The organism is Faucicola mancuniensis (assembly GCF_046523945.1).
Lineage (GTDB): Bacteria > Pseudomonadota > Gammaproteobacteria > Pseudomonadales > Moraxellaceae > Faucicola > Faucicola mancuniensis.
On sequence record NZ_CP171363.1, the window covers coordinates 1,142,545 to 1,158,577 of the forward strand.

The 16,033-nt window shown below is 41.0% G+C and carries 21 protein-coding genes, 1 tRNA gene and 1 pseudogene; 19 read left to right on the forward strand and 4 right to left on the reverse strand.

Annotation, left to right across the window (positions count from 1 at the left end):
- Positions 1 to 7 precede the first annotated feature (7 nt).
- The gene (locus ACGTJS_RS05600) at positions 8 to 1,117 is read right to left on the reverse strand and encodes an S-(hydroxymethyl)glutathione dehydrogenase/class III alcohol dehydrogenase (protein ID WP_410473233.1); all 1,110 of its coding nucleotides are present in this window, start codon (positions 1,115 to 1,117) and stop codon (positions 8 to 10) included.
- Positions 1,118 to 1,269: 152 nt separating this feature from the next.
- Between ACGTJS_RS05600 and ACGTJS_RS05605 the strand changes: the two are divergent.
- Positions 1,270 to 1,585, forward strand: a pseudogene (locus tag ACGTJS_RS05605) (IS1595 family transposase); the annotation flags it as partial.
- Between the two features lie 382 nt (positions 1,586 to 1,967).
- On the opposite strand, the gene ACGTJS_RS05610 reads toward ACGTJS_RS05605, so the two are convergent.
- From ACGTJS_RS05610 to rlmD, 3 genes are all read right to left on the reverse strand, one after another.
- Positions 1,968 to 2,044, reverse strand: a tRNA-Val gene (locus ACGTJS_RS05610).
- An 86-nt stretch (positions 2,045 to 2,130) separates the two neighbouring features.
- Positions 2,131 to 2,544: an Ohr family peroxiredoxin gene (locus ACGTJS_RS05615; protein WP_315043306.1), complete on the reverse strand. Its 414-nt coding sequence runs from the start codon at positions 2,542 to 2,544 to the stop codon at positions 2,131 to 2,133.
- Positions 2,545 to 2,630: 86 nt separating this feature from the next.
- Positions 2,631 to 4,154, reverse strand: coding sequence for a 23S rRNA (uracil(1939)-C(5))-methyltransferase RlmD (gene rlmD / locus ACGTJS_RS05620; RefSeq protein ID WP_410473077.1), 1,524 nt, complete (start codon positions 4,152 to 4,154; stop codon positions 2,631 to 2,633).
- Positions 4,155 to 4,365: 211 nt separating this feature from the next.
- Here rlmD and ACGTJS_RS05625 point away from each other — a divergent pair, with 211 nt between their 5' ends.
- The 18 genes from ACGTJS_RS05625 (at position 4,366) to rplX (ending at position 16,016) form a co-directional block, all read left to right on the forward strand.
- Complete coding sequence (locus tag ACGTJS_RS05625) at positions 4,366 to 5,010, forward strand: glutathione S-transferase family protein (protein WP_315043304.1); 645 nt, start codon at positions 4,366 to 4,368, stop codon at positions 5,008 to 5,010.
- A 199-nt stretch (positions 5,011 to 5,209) separates the two neighbouring features.
- The gene (locus tag ACGTJS_RS05630; RefSeq protein WP_410473234.1) at positions 5,210 to 6,571 is read left to right on the forward strand and encodes an MFS transporter; all 1,362 of its coding nucleotides are present in this window, start codon (positions 5,210 to 5,212) and stop codon (positions 6,569 to 6,571) included.
- Between the two features lie 215 nt (positions 6,572 to 6,786).
- Entirely contained in the window at positions 6,787 to 7,512 is a 726-nt protein-coding gene (gene ssb, locus ACGTJS_RS05635; RefSeq protein WP_315043303.1) for a single-stranded DNA-binding protein, read from the forward strand.
- A 110-nt stretch (positions 7,513 to 7,622) separates the two neighbouring features.
- Positions 7,623 to 8,264, forward strand: a complete 642-nt coding sequence (locus ACGTJS_RS05640) for an HAD-IIIA family hydrolase (protein ID WP_315043302.1) — start codon at positions 7,623 to 7,625, stop codon at positions 8,262 to 8,264.
- A gap of 29 nt (positions 8,265 to 8,293) precedes the next feature.
- Complete coding sequence (rng, locus tag ACGTJS_RS05645; RefSeq protein ID WP_410473078.1) at positions 8,294 to 9,784, forward strand: ribonuclease G; 1,491 nt, start codon at positions 8,294 to 8,296, stop codon at positions 9,782 to 9,784.
- Positions 9,785 to 10,137: 353 nt separating this feature from the next.
- Positions 10,138 to 10,449 carry a 30S ribosomal protein S10 gene (gene rpsJ, locus ACGTJS_RS05650; protein ID WP_007115544.1) on the forward strand — a complete coding sequence of 104 codons (312 nt, stop codon included), beginning with the start codon at positions 10,138 to 10,140 and terminating at the stop codon, positions 10,447 to 10,449.
- Between the two features lie 54 nt (positions 10,450 to 10,503).
- Entirely contained in the window at positions 10,504 to 11,142 is a 639-nt protein-coding gene (rplC, locus tag ACGTJS_RS05655) for a 50S ribosomal protein L3 (RefSeq protein ID WP_410473079.1), read from the forward strand.
- Positions 11,143 to 11,156: 14 nt separating this feature from the next.
- Positions 11,157 to 11,759 (forward strand): 50S ribosomal protein L4, encoded by a 603-nt coding sequence (rplD, locus tag ACGTJS_RS05660; RefSeq protein WP_410473080.1) that lies wholly within the window; start codon positions 11,157 to 11,159, stop codon positions 11,757 to 11,759.
- Entirely contained in the window at positions 11,756 to 12,079 is a 324-nt protein-coding gene (gene rplW / locus ACGTJS_RS05665; protein ID WP_410473081.1) for a 50S ribosomal protein L23, read from the forward strand. Before rplD ends, rplW begins: the two co-directional genes overlap by 4 nt.
- A 12-nt stretch (positions 12,080 to 12,091) precedes the next feature.
- Positions 12,092 to 12,922, forward strand: a complete 831-nt coding sequence (gene rplB / locus ACGTJS_RS05670) for a 50S ribosomal protein L2 (RefSeq protein ID WP_410473082.1) — start codon at positions 12,092 to 12,094, stop codon at positions 12,920 to 12,922.
- An 11-nt stretch (positions 12,923 to 12,933) separates the two neighbouring features.
- Positions 12,934 to 13,209 (forward strand): 30S ribosomal protein S19, encoded by a 276-nt coding sequence (gene rpsS / locus ACGTJS_RS05675; RefSeq protein WP_410473083.1) that lies wholly within the window; start codon positions 12,934 to 12,936, stop codon positions 13,207 to 13,209.
- 10 nt (positions 13,210 to 13,219) lie between these two features.
- Positions 13,220 to 13,549, forward strand: coding sequence for a 50S ribosomal protein L22 (gene rplV / locus ACGTJS_RS05680; RefSeq protein WP_410473084.1), 330 nt, complete (start codon positions 13,220 to 13,222; stop codon positions 13,547 to 13,549).
- A 1-nt stretch (position 13,550) separates the two neighbouring features.
- Entirely contained in the window at positions 13,551 to 14,324 is a 774-nt protein-coding gene (gene rpsC / locus ACGTJS_RS05685) for a 30S ribosomal protein S3 (RefSeq protein ID WP_410473085.1), read from the forward strand.
- A 3-nt stretch (positions 14,325 to 14,327) separates the two neighbouring features.
- Positions 14,328 to 14,741 (forward strand): 50S ribosomal protein L16, encoded by a 414-nt coding sequence (gene rplP, locus ACGTJS_RS05690; protein WP_410473086.1) that lies wholly within the window; start codon positions 14,328 to 14,330, stop codon positions 14,739 to 14,741.
- Positions 14,741 to 14,932 (forward strand): 50S ribosomal protein L29, encoded by a 192-nt coding sequence (gene rpmC / locus ACGTJS_RS05695; RefSeq protein ID WP_009767225.1) that lies wholly within the window; start codon positions 14,741 to 14,743, stop codon positions 14,930 to 14,932. The genes rplP and rpmC overlap by 1 nt, the downstream gene beginning before the upstream one ends.
- 2 nt (positions 14,933 to 14,934) lie before the next feature.
- Positions 14,935 to 15,207 (forward strand): 30S ribosomal protein S17, encoded by a 273-nt coding sequence (rpsQ, locus tag ACGTJS_RS05700; RefSeq protein WP_410473087.1) that lies wholly within the window; start codon positions 14,935 to 14,937, stop codon positions 15,205 to 15,207.
- 117 nt (positions 15,208 to 15,324) lie between these two features.
- Positions 15,325 to 15,693, forward strand: coding sequence for a 50S ribosomal protein L14 (gene rplN / locus ACGTJS_RS05705; protein ID WP_007115555.1), 369 nt, complete (start codon positions 15,325 to 15,327; stop codon positions 15,691 to 15,693).
- Between the two features lie 8 nt (positions 15,694 to 15,701).
- Positions 15,702 to 16,016: a 50S ribosomal protein L24 gene (gene rplX / locus ACGTJS_RS05710; RefSeq protein ID WP_410473088.1), complete on the forward strand. Its 315-nt coding sequence runs from the start codon at positions 15,702 to 15,704 to the stop codon at positions 16,014 to 16,016.
- Positions 16,017 to 16,033: the final 17 nt, after the last annotated feature.

Below are 16,033 nucleotides of genomic sequence, written 5' to 3' on the forward strand. Positions count from 1 at the left end.
TTTTAAATTAAAAATGAATGACAGAACGAATCGATTTGCCTTCGTGCATCAAATCAAACGCTTGGTTAATGTCTTCAAGTGGCATGGTGTGGGTGACAAATGGCTCAAGTTGAATTTCACCGTGCATGGCTTGTTCAACCATATTAGGTAGTTCACTGCGACCTTTCACACCACCAAACGCCGTACCAAGCCAACGGCGACCTGTCACTAATTGGAATGGGCGAGTACTAATTTCTTGCCCTGTCCCCGCCACACCAATAATCACGCTTTGTCCCCAACCACGATGAGCCGATTCAAGAGCCGAACGCATGACATTGACATTGCCGATACATTCAAAGCTATGGTCAACGCCCCAGCCAGTCATTTCGACAATCACTTGTTGAATCGGTTTGTCGTAATCCTTTGGATTGATACAATCGGTTGCTCCAAATGAACGAGCCAATTCAAATTTTTCGGGATTGGTGTCAATGGCGATAATGCGTCCCGCTTTGGCAAGTTTCGCCCCTTGCACTACCGCAAGCCCAATACCGCCCAAGCCAAACACCGCTACGCTGTCGCCTTCTTGCACTTTGGCGGTATTTTTGACCGCACCTAAGCCTGTCGTTACGCCACAACCAAGCAAACAGACTTGTTCTGGATTGGCTTTGGGATTAATTTTTGCCAAAGACACTTCAGCAACCACCGTATATTCGCTAAAAGTTGAACAGCCCATATAATGATAAATCGGCTGACCTTGATAGCTAAAACGAGTCGTGCCGTCTGGCATTAAGCCTTTGCCTTGGGTGGCACGCACCGCTACGCACAGATTGGTTTTGTTACTTTGACAAAATAAACATTCGCCACATTCTGCCGTGTAAAGCGGAATGACATGGTCGCCAACAGCAATGCTTGTTACGCCTTCACCCACCGCCATGACAATGCCCGCTCCTTCATGCCCCAATACCGCAGGGAATACGCCTTCGGGGTCGTCACCGCTTAGGGTAAAGGCATCGGTATGACACACGCCTGTGTGGGTGATTTTTACCAAAACTTCGCCTTTTTTGGGTGGGGCAACGTCAATTTCCACAATTTGTAATGGCTTGCCTGCTTCAAAGGCAACGGCAGATTTGCTTTTGATAACGCCATTTTTGGCAAATTCGTTTTGAATGGTTTCAAAAAGTTGGGTCATGGTTTTTCCTTGATGTTAAAAATAAAGTTGTTAAAAATAATGCTTGTAACGTGATAAAATTTGGGGCTGTACTAGATTAGCTATCATATTATACTAAAAATATGAAGCTAACACATTGTAAATTAAGTAAAAAAGCACAGAAAAAACCACTTGAATTTTTTGTACTAGAAGTTACTGATCGAGCAGCAACTGATTTACTGCAAATTCACCCTAATTCAGCAGCCTTATTTTACCATAAAAATAAGACTTGTGATAAAATACAATCTTAGCCTTGAAGCTCACGAAACCTTTGACGGTGAAATAGAACTTGATGAAAGCTATTTCGGTAGTATTCGTAAAGGTAAGCGTGGTCGTGGTGCAGGTGGAAAGACTGCTGTATTTGGTCTTTTAAAACGTAATGGTAGAGTTTATACCGCAGTTTAAAATATTGAGAAAATGGTGTAAAATTTAACTCTAATCTAGTACAGCCCCTTTTTTAAAATTAGGACTTACGCATTTTAAAACCTTTCCGTTCATGGTGAGCTTGTCGAACTATAGGAAACGTTACCCTTCGACAAGCTCAGAGCGAACGTTTCTCATAATTTTGCGTAAGTCCTACAAATAACAATAAAGTGGGTGTCATCAAAAATTTGCTCAAAAAATAGTCAAGGCACATTTTGGGCACATAAGATTTTTAAACGGTTTTTTTGAGCCCAAAATGATAAAAGTGGTCAAAGCTTTCAACTTACAAAAACCTTTGATCCCCTTGATTTTACAAGCAATAAAAAACCCCAATTATAAAATTAGGGTTTTTAAAATATGGTAGGCGTAAACGGATTCGAACCATCGACCCCCACCATGTCAAGGTGGTGCTCTAACCAACTGAGCTATACGCCTAAAAGTGCGACTATTTTAACAACTTTTTGATAATTTGCAAGTGATTTTTCACATTTATCAAAAATTAAATATCAAGAACCAAGGCATTAAGCCACTTCAGCGCTTAATGCAATGTCAATATTACCTTTAACAGCCTTTGAATAAGGGCAGATTTCATGGGCTTTTTCAACGATTTTGGTTAAATCGTCTTGGCTGATTTGGGTGTTTTTGGCGACGACATGGATTTTGAGTGATAGGTTAAAGTCAGTATCGCCTGCTTTATTCAAATCCACTGACACTTGTACTTCATCATCAAAGCTGGCATTGGCTTGTTTTTTTGCTAAACCTAACGCACCGTCAAAACACGCCGCATAGCCAATGGCAAACAGTTGTTCTGGGTTATTGCCTTGTCTATTTGATGCAGGTGGCACGATGTTAAAGGTGGTGTCCGAGTCGCTTAAGGTGGCTTTACCATCTCTTGCCCCTGTTGCGGTGGCGGTTGTGCTGTAGATTACGCTCATAATTTTATCCTTATTTTGGGTTAAAAAAGTTTTTAAAATGCATCTTTAGCTTAACAAATTTTTTGAATAATTGTGTCGTGATTTTGTTAATCTTTTTCACCAATGTTTTCATCAACTTTTTCAAACCGTGCGATACTTTCCACATGACCTGTATGGCTAAACATATCCATCACGCCAGCATGGGTTAGGCGGTAGCCTGAGTCAATCAAGGCTTTGGTATCACGAGCGAGCGTAATCGGATTGCATGACACATAGACGATACGTTTTGCATTAAATTTTGGTAAATACGCCATCACTTCCCACGCACCGCTTCTTGGTGGGTCAATCAGCAATGCATCCACGCCTTGTACCCACTCTTTGTCCGAAAAATCTTGGGTCAAATCCTGTGCATAAAATTCAGTATGGTGCAAGCCGTTAGCGGTGGCGTTCATTTTGGCACGTTCAGTCATCTCGGTGCTACCTTCCACACCAATGACAAAGCCTGTTTCACCGACCTTTTTTGCCAAAGGTAAACTAAAGTTGCCAAGTCCGCAGAACAAATCCAACACTTGTTCACCCTTTTGCAAATCAAGCAAATCACACGCCAATTTTATCATTTTGCGATTGACCGATAAATTGACTTGGGTAAAATCAAGCGGTGAAAATTCAAACGTAATGTCAAACTCTGGCAAATGATAAAATAATCCGCCTGTCGGTGGCGTGGTTAGGCTTGTTGCACGACCGTTGCTATCGTCAATACGGTGAACTGTATCCGAACCTTTTGGCTGTAACAGCAGTTGCCAATTGCGTTTGGCAAAAAAGTCTTGTAATTTTGTCAAATCATTATCCGACAAAGGTGACATATGACGCACGATAACGGCAACCGATTTTTGGCTATCAGGTTCAAAATCTAGCGTTTCTCCCATCGCAACTTCTAATTGCGGAATATCGTTGCGAGCGTCAAGTTCGGTAATTAGCTGTTTTAAAGCGGTGATTTCTTGACCGATACGTTTGTCCAAAATATGACATTTGCTCAAATCCGCCAAAAAATTACTCGCACGCTCACGAAAACCGACCAATGCCGAGTTTTTCTTTTCCACATATCGCACACCCATACGAGCCTTTGTGCGGTAGCCTAGACGGTCGGCAACGAGCGGTTCAAGCCAATTATCAGGTTGCACGCCTGCATGATGTTGCAACAATTCCGCCAAAACCGACTGTTTAAAGGTAATTTGTCCGTCTGCTTGCCAATGTTGCAAACTGCAACCGCCACACACGCCAAAATGCGGACACGGTGGCGTTTGGCGTTCTGGGTGGGCGTTTGCCAATACTTCAAGCGTATCACCTTCTTCAAAGCCTTTTTTGCTGTTGGTGATTTTTACCGACACGGTTTCATTTGGCAAGGCAAAACTTGCAAACACTTTTTTGCCATTTTTTTCGCTGATATGGCTGTCATCTGTGCCATACACGGCAACGCCACGCCCATCGTGGGCTAGATTGGTGATGACAAACGGTAGGGGTGGGGCATCGGCTAGGCGTTTTCTGGTACGTGCGGTGGGTTTGCCTTTTTTGCTTGGGGTGGCGGTGAGTTGGTTATTTTGTTGAGTTGCTGGCGTTGGGCTTGCGGTCATAATGTTCTCAAAGTTTAATCAAACAAATAGATAAAAAATTGTGTGCATGATAACCGAAAATACAAAATGTTTAAAGGCGGATTAGGTTAATAATTGCATATTTACAAAATCACAAAACACTTCTCATCAATAAAAGCGTAAAATAAAGAAAAACTTAACAACGGTTTTTTAAATTTTTACAAATAAAATTTTAACAAAAAAAGGAAAAAACATGAGCCAAATCAAACTTCATGTACTACAAGGTGCTTGCCCACTTGTACCGCACACCGCTTTAGCGATGGCAAAAGCGAGCGATAATATTGATTATGACATCATTATAATGAGCCGTGAAGCTCTAAAATCCGCAGAATACCTAGCATTAAATCCAAAAGGTTCAGCACCATTATTGCGTGATGGCGAGTTTGTGTTGTCGCAAAACTTTGCGATTTTAAGCTATATTAATGCAAAATTCCCAAAAGCACATATTTTTGGTAAAGGCGATGAGCAACATATCGCCAAAACATTGCAATGGTTAGCATTTGTCAATTCCGATTTGCATCCATCATTTAAAGCGTTATTTAATCCAAATGCCGTTTTGCCAAATGCTGATGAAAATTTAGTAAAAGCCTTGCAACAACAAGCGAAAGAAAATATTGTCAATTTGTTAAGATTACCAAATGACGAGTTAAATAATAAAGATTTTTTAAATGGTGAGTTTACCATTGCTGATATGTATTTGTACGTTACGCTACGTTGGGCGACTGCGATGCAGATTGATTTTAGCCAACATACGAACCTTGCTAAATTTATCAAAAATGTAGAAAACCTACCATTTGTATTGCAAACGTTAAAAGAGCAAGAATTGGCAGTTTTGTAAGTAAAATTTAACAATTTTGATAGTGGCACTAAAAATACACCAATATTGATGAATTGGTGTGTTTTTTTATATTAGCCGAATTTGGCTTTTTTTAAAAGCGTGTTTTTTTGACAATTGTATTTTATAAAATACAAAATTTCGCCTATAATAGGCATTTTTATCATGAAAATAATTAAAAATGTCAAAACAACTTTCACAACTGAACACCACCGAAAAAAAAGCCATCGCAGGGCTTGGGGCGATTTTTGCGTTTCGTATGCTGGGGCTTTTTATGATTGTGCCAGTTTTTTCGGTGTATGGACAACATTATCAGCACGCCACGCCATTTTTGACTGGGCTTGCCATTGGTATGTATGGCTTGGGACAGGCGATTTTTCAGATTCCGATGAGTATTTGGGCGGACAAATTTCCTAGAAAGCCGATTATTATCGCAGGGCTTGCCTTGTTTGCGTTGGGAGGGGCGATTTGTGCGTTGGCGACTGATATTCACGTGGTGATTTTGGGTCGGCTGATTGCAGGCAGTGGGGCTGTGTCGGCGGTAGCGATGGCACTGCTTGCTGATGTAACACGAGAGCAAAACCGCACCAAAGCTATGGCGACGATGGGGCTAACCATTGCGATGTCTATTATGGTGGCGTTTGGGCTAGGACCGATTTTGACCAAGTTTTTGGACATTTCAGGCTTGTTTTGGCTGACATCTATTTTGGGCGTGTTGGCGATGTTTTTGTTGCTGATTGTGCCAACGCCAGAACGCAAACTCAAACACAATGTCAGCGAAAAATCCATTGGCAAACAATTGCTTGATGTGTTAAAAAACAGCCAATTAAACCGTTTACATTTGGCGATTTTTAGTTTGCATTTGAGCATGACAGCCATGTTTACCCTGCTGCCACAGCAGTTTAGTCATGTGTTAAATTTGGGCGTTGCTGAGCAAGGCTATGTGCATTTGCCTTTGTTGTTGTTGGGGTTTGTCATTGCCGTGCCTTTGATTATCATTGCCGAAAAAAAACGCAAAATGCGAAGTGTGTTTTTGGCAAGTCTTGCCATGCTGATTGCTGGATTGGGCGTTTTGGCGGTTGGCAGTAGCACGAGTATTGGCTTGATTTTGGGTTTGGCAATTTATTATATCGGTTTTAACAGCCTTGAAGCGACCATTCCATCATGGATTTCTAAGCAAGCCCCCGTTGCCAACAAAGCCACAGCGATGGGAATTAACTCATCAAGTCAGTTTTTGGGTGCGTTTTTTGGTGGGGCGTTGGGCGGTATTTTGTTGTCGCAGTCGGCAAGTTTGTCTTGGTGGGTGTTGGCAGGCGTGATGTTGCTGTCGTTGGTGCTGATTTTACCGATTGTGCAACCACCTTATTTAACCAGTTTTACCATCACTTTGCCAAAACAAAACAGCGATGATTTTTCTGCCAAACTGTTAAACATAGACGGCATAGACGAAGTGGTGATGATGCCAAAAGAAGGCATTGCTTATTTAAAAGTGGACAAAAATCAACTTACCGATGAAATACGACATCAACTGTCGCAAATAATCGGCTCGCCTGTGAATTTTTAACAAAACCACTAGCAAAATTTTAACGAAAATAGTATATTATTCATTGTGAATTTGCAAATATGAAATCAAACCTTGAAACCAACTTTGTAAATAACGACAATCAAAAAAACTTCAACGTAATCAATAACATCGCTGTCAGATTAAGATTAAAATACAATTTAATACTCGTGCAAAAATGTTAAAATACTTCAATGTGAAAAATAAAGGAAAAACCTATGCGTGGTGTCAATAAAGTTATTATCGTGGGACGTTTGGGCAACGACCCTGTTACTCGCCAATTTGCCAATGGCGGTGGCGTAACCAATATTTCCGTTGCCACATCAGAACAGTGGACAGACAAACAAACAGGCGAACGCCGTGAAGCCACCGAATGGCATCGTATCAGCTTTTTTGGCAAACTTGCCGAAATCGCCGCTCAGTACTTACGTAAAGGCAGTTCGGTTTATGTAGAAGGTAGCTTACGCACCAACAAATACACCGACCAAAACGGCATTGAACGCTATTCAACCGAAATCCGTGCCGACAATTTACAAATGTTAGACAGCAATCCAAACAACCAAAATGGTGGTTTTAACCAAAATAATGGTGGCTTTGGCGGTTATCCAAACAACGGTTTTGCTAACAACAACCAAAATTTTGGCAACAATAGCAACTATTTAAACAATGCCAATAACAACAATAACAACCGTTATCCGAATAATAATCAAAATGTCCAAAACGGCTATTCAAATAACAATCAGCCAAATAACCAATTTAATCAAGGCTTTGGCAACCCATCGGACAATCAAGGCTATCAAAACAATAGCTTTATGCAAAGCAGCCCAAACAATCCGCTAAATGCTCAAGCAAACAACCCAACGGCTCAACATTCTGCACCGACCGCAGGGGCAACGCCAAGTTTGCCAAAAACGGAAACGCCTGATGATGACATTCCATTTTAAATTAAATTGTTAAAAAAACTAAAAAGCGTTCATGGTGGACGCTTTTTTGCTTTGTTGTGGTGATAAAATGTTGATAATAAAAATTGTGATGATAATAAATTGAGAAAATCATGTTAAAAAACAAAAGTTTAATTATTTTTGATTGGGACGGCACATTGATGGATTCTATCGGTTTAATCGTCAAAGCTATGCGATATTCTGCCGAAAAAAACGGCGTTAGCGTAACCGATGAAGCGACCAAATCCATCATTGGCATTGCACTTGTTGAGTCTATCGCCTTGTTATTTCCCGATGTACCACAAAAACATGAACAAATTTTAAACGATTATGCAAGCTTTTATGTAGAACATTGTGATGATGACAAATTGTTTGACGGTGTGCAAACATTGATTGCAACTTTGCACCAACAAGGCAAAATTTTGGCGATTGCCACAGGTAAAAAACGTCAAGGGCTTGAGCGAGTGTTGCCAAATTCTGGCATTGAACATTTTTTTAGCATTACCAAAACCGCTGACGAAACGGCAGGTAAGCCCAATCCGCTGATGCTTGAACAGATTTTAGCCGAAACAGGCAAAAGCCTTGAAGACGCAGTGATGATTGGTGATAGCGTGCATGATATCAATATGGCAAATAATATCGGCATGGATAGCGTTGCGGTGAGTTATGGCTGTGAAAAAGCGGACGTGTTGGCAGGCAAAAATCCGACAGTTGTCATTCATTCTGTGGTAGAATTAAGTAATTTATTCATATAGTTTATTTAAAATTTTAAAAGAAAATAAAAATGACCGAAGAGCTGTTAATCAATATCAACCCAACCGAAAGCCGAGTTGCCTTATTAGAAGATGGGGTTTTGAGCGAAATTTATATTGAACGCCACACCAAACTTGGCACAGTGGGCAATATTTATATCGGTACGGTGGTGCGTGTGTTGCCGGGTATGCAGGCGGCGTTTGTGGATATTGGGCAGGCTCGCACCGCATTTTTGCATATTAACGATATGCAGGTGAACGTACAAAATAACCAAGTACAAGAACATTTAAACCATACCGACAAAAATTTGATTGAAAATCAGCTTTATGAAGGACAAAAAATCCTTGTCCAAGTCATCAAAGACCCACTTGGAACAAAGGGGGCAAGGCTTACCACCGATATTTCTCTGCCATCTCGTTATTTGGTGTATTTGCCGTTTAGCAGTAATATTGGCATTTCCCAACGCATTGACGGCGATGAGCGAGAACGGCTCAAACGTGATTTGAGCGAAATCGCTTATCAAGTCAATTTAACAGGCGGTCTGATAGCCAGAACCGCCACCGAAAACGTGCCACGCCACAAATTAGAATCCGACATTTATTATCTATTGCAACTGTGGAAAATGGTACAGGCAAGGCGTGCCAGTTTTAACAAAAAACACCGTTCTGTCCTGATTTATCAAGAATTATCTTTGCCAATGCGGGCGATTCGGGATTTTATTGGTGAAAATACCCAACGAGTGTTGATTGATGATAAAAATATTTTTGAACAAATCGGACAATTTGCCAAAGAATTTGTGCCGTTAATTTATCCACGTTTGCAATTGCACGAAAGTGAGCAAACATTATTTGATATTTTTAGGGTGGAAGACGACCTAAAAAATGCGTTAAATCGCCGTGTGGATTTAAAATCTGGCGGTTATCTGATTATTGACCAAACCGAAGCGATGACGACCATTGATGTCAATACAGGTTCGTTTGTTAATGGGCGTTCACAAGAAGAAACCATTTTTAAAACCAACCTTGAAGCGACCCATGCCATCGCTCGGCAGTTGCGATTGCGGAATTTGGGCGGTATTATCATTCTTGATTTTATTGATATGCAAGCCCAAGAACACCGTGATAAAATTTTGGCAAGCTTACAAGAACAACTGTCAAAAGACTATGCCAAAACCAATATCAGCGAAGTGTCAAATCTTGGTTTGATTGAGATGACCCGCAAACGCACACGTGAAAGCCTGCAACAACAGCTTTGCGAGCCGTGTCCGACTTGTGGCGGTAAAGGTTTTGTTAAAACCAGCGAAACCGTGTGTCTTGAGATTTTCAGAGAGCTGATGCGGTGTGCCAGAACCTATAACACGCCCAAAAAATTTACTGTGATTGCCAATGCAACAGTGATTGAGCTGTTACAAAGTAGTGAAGCGGATACGATTGCCGAGCTTGAATATTTGCTTGGGCGACCGATTGGGCTGGAAGTTGAGAATCGTTTTAATCAAGAACAATATCATATTTTGTTGGATTAATTTTTTAGAGCATATTTTAAATCTAATTAATGAAATAAACATATAAAAAACCATTAAAGCCCTTGCATTCATCCAAAAAATGTGTATAATAGCTGTACTTAAAAAATTGCAGGGTGATAGTTGTGTGCCAAACATCAAACTATCAATAAAAACCCTTATACAGTCGCTCCATTGATTGCGACACAAAACACAAAAACACAGTTTCACCGCTATTGATTAATATAGCAAGTGAGACTGGAATTTTTTTTGTTTTAAAAAGATGCAAGTAAGTGATTTTATTGTATAACAACATATCAACACCCAACGCATAACATTAACCCATATCTATAACCATATTTTAGGAGCTTACTGGCATGGCTAACCAGAAAATCCGTATCAGACTAAAATCTTTTGACCATCGTCTGATTGACCAATCAGCTCAAGAGATTGTTGATACTGCAAAACGTACAGGTGCTCAGGTTCGTGGTCCAGTACCGCTACCAACTCGCATTGAACGCTTTAACATCTTAACCTCACCACACGTGAACAAAGATGCCCGTGACCAATACGAAATTCGCACATTTAAACGTATGGTGGACATCGTTCAGCCAACTGACAAAACAGTGGATGCACTGATGAAGTTAGACTTGGCGGCGGGTGTTGATGTACAAATCGCATTAGGCTAACCCCATAGGGTAAAACCTATCTTGAATAACAGTAAAAATTAAGAGGTTAACAACATGGCGATCGGTTTAGTCGGAAAAAAATGCGGCATGACTCGTATCTTCACAGAAGCAGGTGTATCTATCCCTGTTACCGTTGTTGAAGTTACTGCCAACCGTATTTCTCAAATTAAAACACAAGACACAGATGGCTATCAAGCAATCCAAGTAACCACAGGTGTTCGTCGTGATTCTCGTGTAACTGCTGCCCAAAAAGGTCATTTTGCCAAAGCTGGCGTGGCTGCGGGTCGTGGTACTTGGGAATTTCGTGTAGAAGACAGCGAACTTGAAGGTCGTGAAGCAGGTAATGAAATCCTTGCTGATTTATTCCAAGTTGGTCAAATCGTTGACGTAACTGGAACAAGCAAAGGTAAAGGTTTCCAAGGTGGCGTAAAACGTCATAACTTCCGTACCCAAGACGCAACGCATGGTAACTCAGTTTCTCACCGTGTACTAGGTTCTACAGGTCAAAACCAAACACCAGGTAAAGTCTTTAAAGGCAAAAAAATGCCAGGTCAAATGGGTAACAAACGTGTAACCGTACAAGGCTTAGAAGTGATTTCAGTTGACGCTGAAAAAGGTATCCTAGTTATCAAGGGTGCAATTCCGGGTGCCAACGGTGGCGATGTGATTGTACGCCCATCAGTTAAAGCTTAATCAAGGGGATTAACGTGAATCTAAATACAGTATCAGGTTCGGCGGTTGAGCTATCAGACGTAGCATTTGGTCGTGAATTTAACGAAGCCCTAGTGCACCAAGTCGTTACCGCATATTTAGCAGGTGGTCGTCAAGGTAGCCGTGCTCAAAAAACTCGTGGCGAAGTATCTGGCGGTGGTAAAAAACCATGGCGTCAAAAAGGTACAGGTCGCGCCCGTGCAGGCTCAATCCGTAGCCCAATTTGGATCGGTGGTGGTCGTGCATTTGCTGCTAAACCACAAGATTGGTCACAAAAAGTGAACCGCAAAATGTATCGTGGTGCAATGCAATGTATCCTAGCAGAATTGGTACGTCAAGAGCGTCTAGTTTTGGTAGATGATATCAAAGTATCAGCACCAAAAACCAAAGAATTAATCGGCAAGCTAGCAGAATTAAACGCACCAAAAGCGTTAATCGTAACCAACGAAGTAGATGAAAATCTATATCTAGCTGCTCGCAATATTCCACACGTCAATGTACTAGGTAGCACTGAGATTGACCCAGTCAGCCTAATTGCATTTGACAAAGTCATCATGTCTGTCGCAGCTGCCAAAGAAATTGAGGGAGTGTTAGCATGAATAACGCAAGACTGTATCAGGTACTAAAAGCACCTGTATTTTCAGAAAAATCTCAAATCTTGGGCGATACACTTGGTGTGCAAGTTTTCAAAGTTGACACCAATGCGACTAAAAAAGAGATTAAAAAAGCAGTAGAATTAATGTTTGACGGTGTTGAAGTAGTCAAAGTCAATACCCTAAACGTTAAAGGTAAGACAAAGCGATTTGGTCGCACGGTAGGTCGTCGTCAAGACTACAAAAAAGCCTATGTGACCTTAAAAGCTGGTCAAGATGTTCAAGTAGCAGAAGTAGCGGAAACCGCTGCGGCTGATAACGAATAAGGATAATTTACAATGCCTATCGTAAAAGCAAAACCGACATCACCAGGTCGCCGATTTGTCGAGAAAGTGGTGCATCCACACCTTCATAAAGGTCGTCCTTATGCAGCATTAGTAGAGTCAAAAGGTAAAACTGGTGGTCGTAACAACAACGGTCGTATTACCACTCGCCACATTGGTGGTGGTCATAAACAACACTATCGTTTGGTTGATTTTAAACGTAACAAAGACAATATTTCAGCCGTAGTAGAGCGTATTGAGTATGATCCAAATCGTACTGCCCATATTGCCCTATTAAAATATGCGGATGGTGAGCGTCGTTACATCATTGCACCAAAAAAACTACAACAAGGCGATACTGTGATTTCAGGTGAAACTGCACCAATTCGTCCAGGTAATTGCTTACCACTGCGTAGTATTCCAATTGGTACAATTATTCACAACATTGAACTAAAAATTGGCAAAGGCGCACAAATTGCTCGTTCAGCAGGTGCAGCTGTTCAATTATTAGGTCGTGATGGTATTTACGCAATCGTACGTTTACGTTCAGGCGAAACTCGCCGTATCCATGTAAACTGCCGTGCGGTGATTGGTGAAGTATCAAATACTGAAAACAACCTTAAATCACTTGGTAAAGCAGGTGCAAACCGTTGGCGTGGTGTTCGTCCTACCGTTCGTGGTACTGCGATGAACCCAATTGACCACCCACACGGTGGTGGTGAAGGTCGTAACTTCGGTAAACACCCAACCAGCCCATGGGGTCAAAAGGCTAAAGGTCTTAAAACACGTTCTAACAAACGTACTGACAACATGATTATCCGCCGTCGTCGCGTCAATAAGAAATAAGGAATAATTTCATGCCTCGTTCATTGAAAAAAGGTCCATTCATCGATGCGCACTTATTTGCCAAAGTTGAACAAGCGTTAGAAACTAACTCACGCAAACCAATCAAAACTTGGTCACGTCGCTCAATGATTCTTCCACAAATGGTCGGCTTAACTATTTCTGTTCATAACGGTCGTACACACGTGCCTGTTATTGTAAACGAACAAATGGTAGGTCATAAACTTGGTGAATTTGCCCCAACCCGTACATATCGTGGTCATGGCATTGACAAGAAAGCAAAAAAATAAGGTGCTAACTATGGAAGTAACTGCAAAATTACGCGGTGCCGCCATTTCGGCACAAAAAGTACGTTTGGTTGCGGATGAAATCCGTGGAAAAGACATCGAACGTGCCCTAGACATTTTGACATTTAGCAACAAAAAAGCCGCTAAATTGGTAAAAAAATGCCTAGAATCAGCAATCGCAAATGCTGAACATAATAACGGTTTAGATATTGATACCTTGCGTGTTTCTACTATTTATGTTGATGAAGGCATCACGTTAAAACGTATCATGCCACGTGCCAAAGGACGTGCTGACCGTATCAGCAAACGTACTTGCCACATCACAGTTAAAGTAGGGGTATAACATGGGACAAAAAGTTCATCCAATTGGTATTCGTCTAGGCGTTATTCGTAAAGCTAACGCTAACTGGTACGCAGAGCCAAAAAAATACTCTGAATACTTAATCAATGATTTACAAGTGCGTAAATTTATTGAGAAAAAATTAAACAGCCGTGATACAGGTAAAGAAAAAGCTGTGAACGCAATGATTAGCAACATCAACATTGAACGTTCAAGCGGTACTGCGAAAGTAACCATTTCAACAGCTCGTCCGGGTGTTATCATTGGCAAAAGTGGTGCAGACATTGAATCTTTACAAAAAGATTTAACCAAAATCATGGGCGTGCCAGCACAAGTTAGCATTGAAGAAATTACTCAACCTGACTTAGATGCTCGTTTAGTTGCAGAAGGTATTGCCTCACAACTTGAACGTCGCGTGATGTTCCGTCGTGCTATGAAACGTGCTGTACAAAATAGCATGAAAGCAGGTGCAGAAGGTATCAAAGTAGAACTTTCAGGTCGTCTAGGCGGTGCAGAAATTGCTCGCTCAGAATGGTACCGTGAAGGTCGTGTGCCACTACATACTTTGCGTGCTGATATTGACTATTCAAACGTACGCGCAGAAACCACTTACGGTACAATCGGTGTTAAAGTGTGGATTTTCCGTGGTGAAATTCTTGACGGTATGAACCGCATTTATAATCCTGTAAAAGAAGAAAAGCAACCACGTGGACAAAAACAACGTCGCACTCGTAGCGACCGCCCACGTAGTGAGCGTCCAGCTAAAGACAGAGGTTAAGATATGTTACAACCAAAACGTACCAAGTTTCGTAAAGTACATAAAGGACGTAATACGGGGTTAGCTCACCGTGGTAGTAGCGTATCTTTTGGTACAATCGGACTTAAATCAATTGAGCGTGGTCGTATGACTGCTCGCCAAATCGAAGCTGCTCGTCGTACGATTTCTCGTCGTATCAAACGTGGTGGTAAAATTTGGATTCGTGTATTCCCAGACAAACCAATTACCGAAAAACCATTAGAAGTTCGTATGGGTAAAGGTAAAGGTCCTGTAGAATACTGGGTCTGCGAAATTAAACCAGGCAAAATGCTATATGAAATCGAAGGTGTTTCAGATGAGCTAGCAACTGAAGCTTTCAAGCTTGCTGCTGCAAAATTGCCTTTCAAAACTACTATTGTTAAACGGACGATAATGTAATGAAGATCAGTGAATTACGTGAAAAATCAGTAGAAGAACTGACCCAATTACTAGATGAAAAGCAAGTTGAAGCGTTTCGTCTTCGTATGGCAAAAGCTACTGGTCAATTAGGCAATACCCATGAAATCAAAGGTAACCGTCGCACAATTGCTCAAATTAAGACGCTTATTACTGAAAAACAAGGGGCCTAATCATGAGTGAACAAAACACCAACCAAGAAATTGGCACAGTAACTGGTAAAGTTATTAGTGACAAAATGGACAAAACCATCACAGTATTGGTAGAACGTCGTATTCGCCATGCCAAATATGGCAAAATGATTCGTCGTTCAACAAAACTTCATGCACATGATGAAGACAATACTTGTGGCATTGGTGATATTGTCCGCATTAAACAATCTCGCCCACTATCAAAGACCAAAACTTGGGCATTAGTGGAAATTGTTGAAAAAGCGGTTAATATCTAAATTAACTAAAAATAATTAGTAATAATTGCAAAGCAAGTCAAATACTGCTACAATATGTCACTTTTAAAAATGGCTAATTGTGGCAAGACTTGTTTTGCCAATTTATGGAGTAACGCGATGATTCAGACTGAAACAATGCTGGAAGTTGCAGACAACAGTGGTGCAAAACGAGTAATGTGCATTAAAGTGCTAGGTGGTTCTCATCGTCGTTATGCATCCGTAGGCGACATCATTAAAGTGACTGTGAAAGAAGCAATTCCTCGTGGTCGTGTTAAAAAAGGTGATGTAATGAACGCGGTAGTCGTACGCACTAAATTTGGTGTACGTCGCCCAGACGGTTCAGTACTACGTTTTGATGATAATGCAGCCGTGTTGTTGAACAACAACAAAGCGCCGATTGCAACACGTATTTTTGGACCAGTAACCCGCGAACTACGTGGCGAACAATTTATGAAAATTGTTTCATTAGCCCCAGAAGTATTGTGAGGTAAACAATGGCTAAATTACGCAAAGGCGACCAAGTGATTGTAATTGCTGGCAAAGATAAAGGCAAGCAAGGTATAATTCTAGCAGTAAAAGAAGACCGTGTAAAAGTTGAAGGTATCAATATTGTTAAAAAACACCAAAAACCAAATCAAATGACTGGTAAAGAAGGTGGCATTATTGAGCAAGAAGCATTTTTACATATTTCAAATGTTGCAATTTTTAATGCAACAACCCAAAAGGCAGATCGTATTTCTTACCAAGTGAATGATGGCAAAAAACAACGTGTTTATCGCTCATCTGGTGAAGTAGTGGCGACTGCATAACCATCTGAGGGTATTGG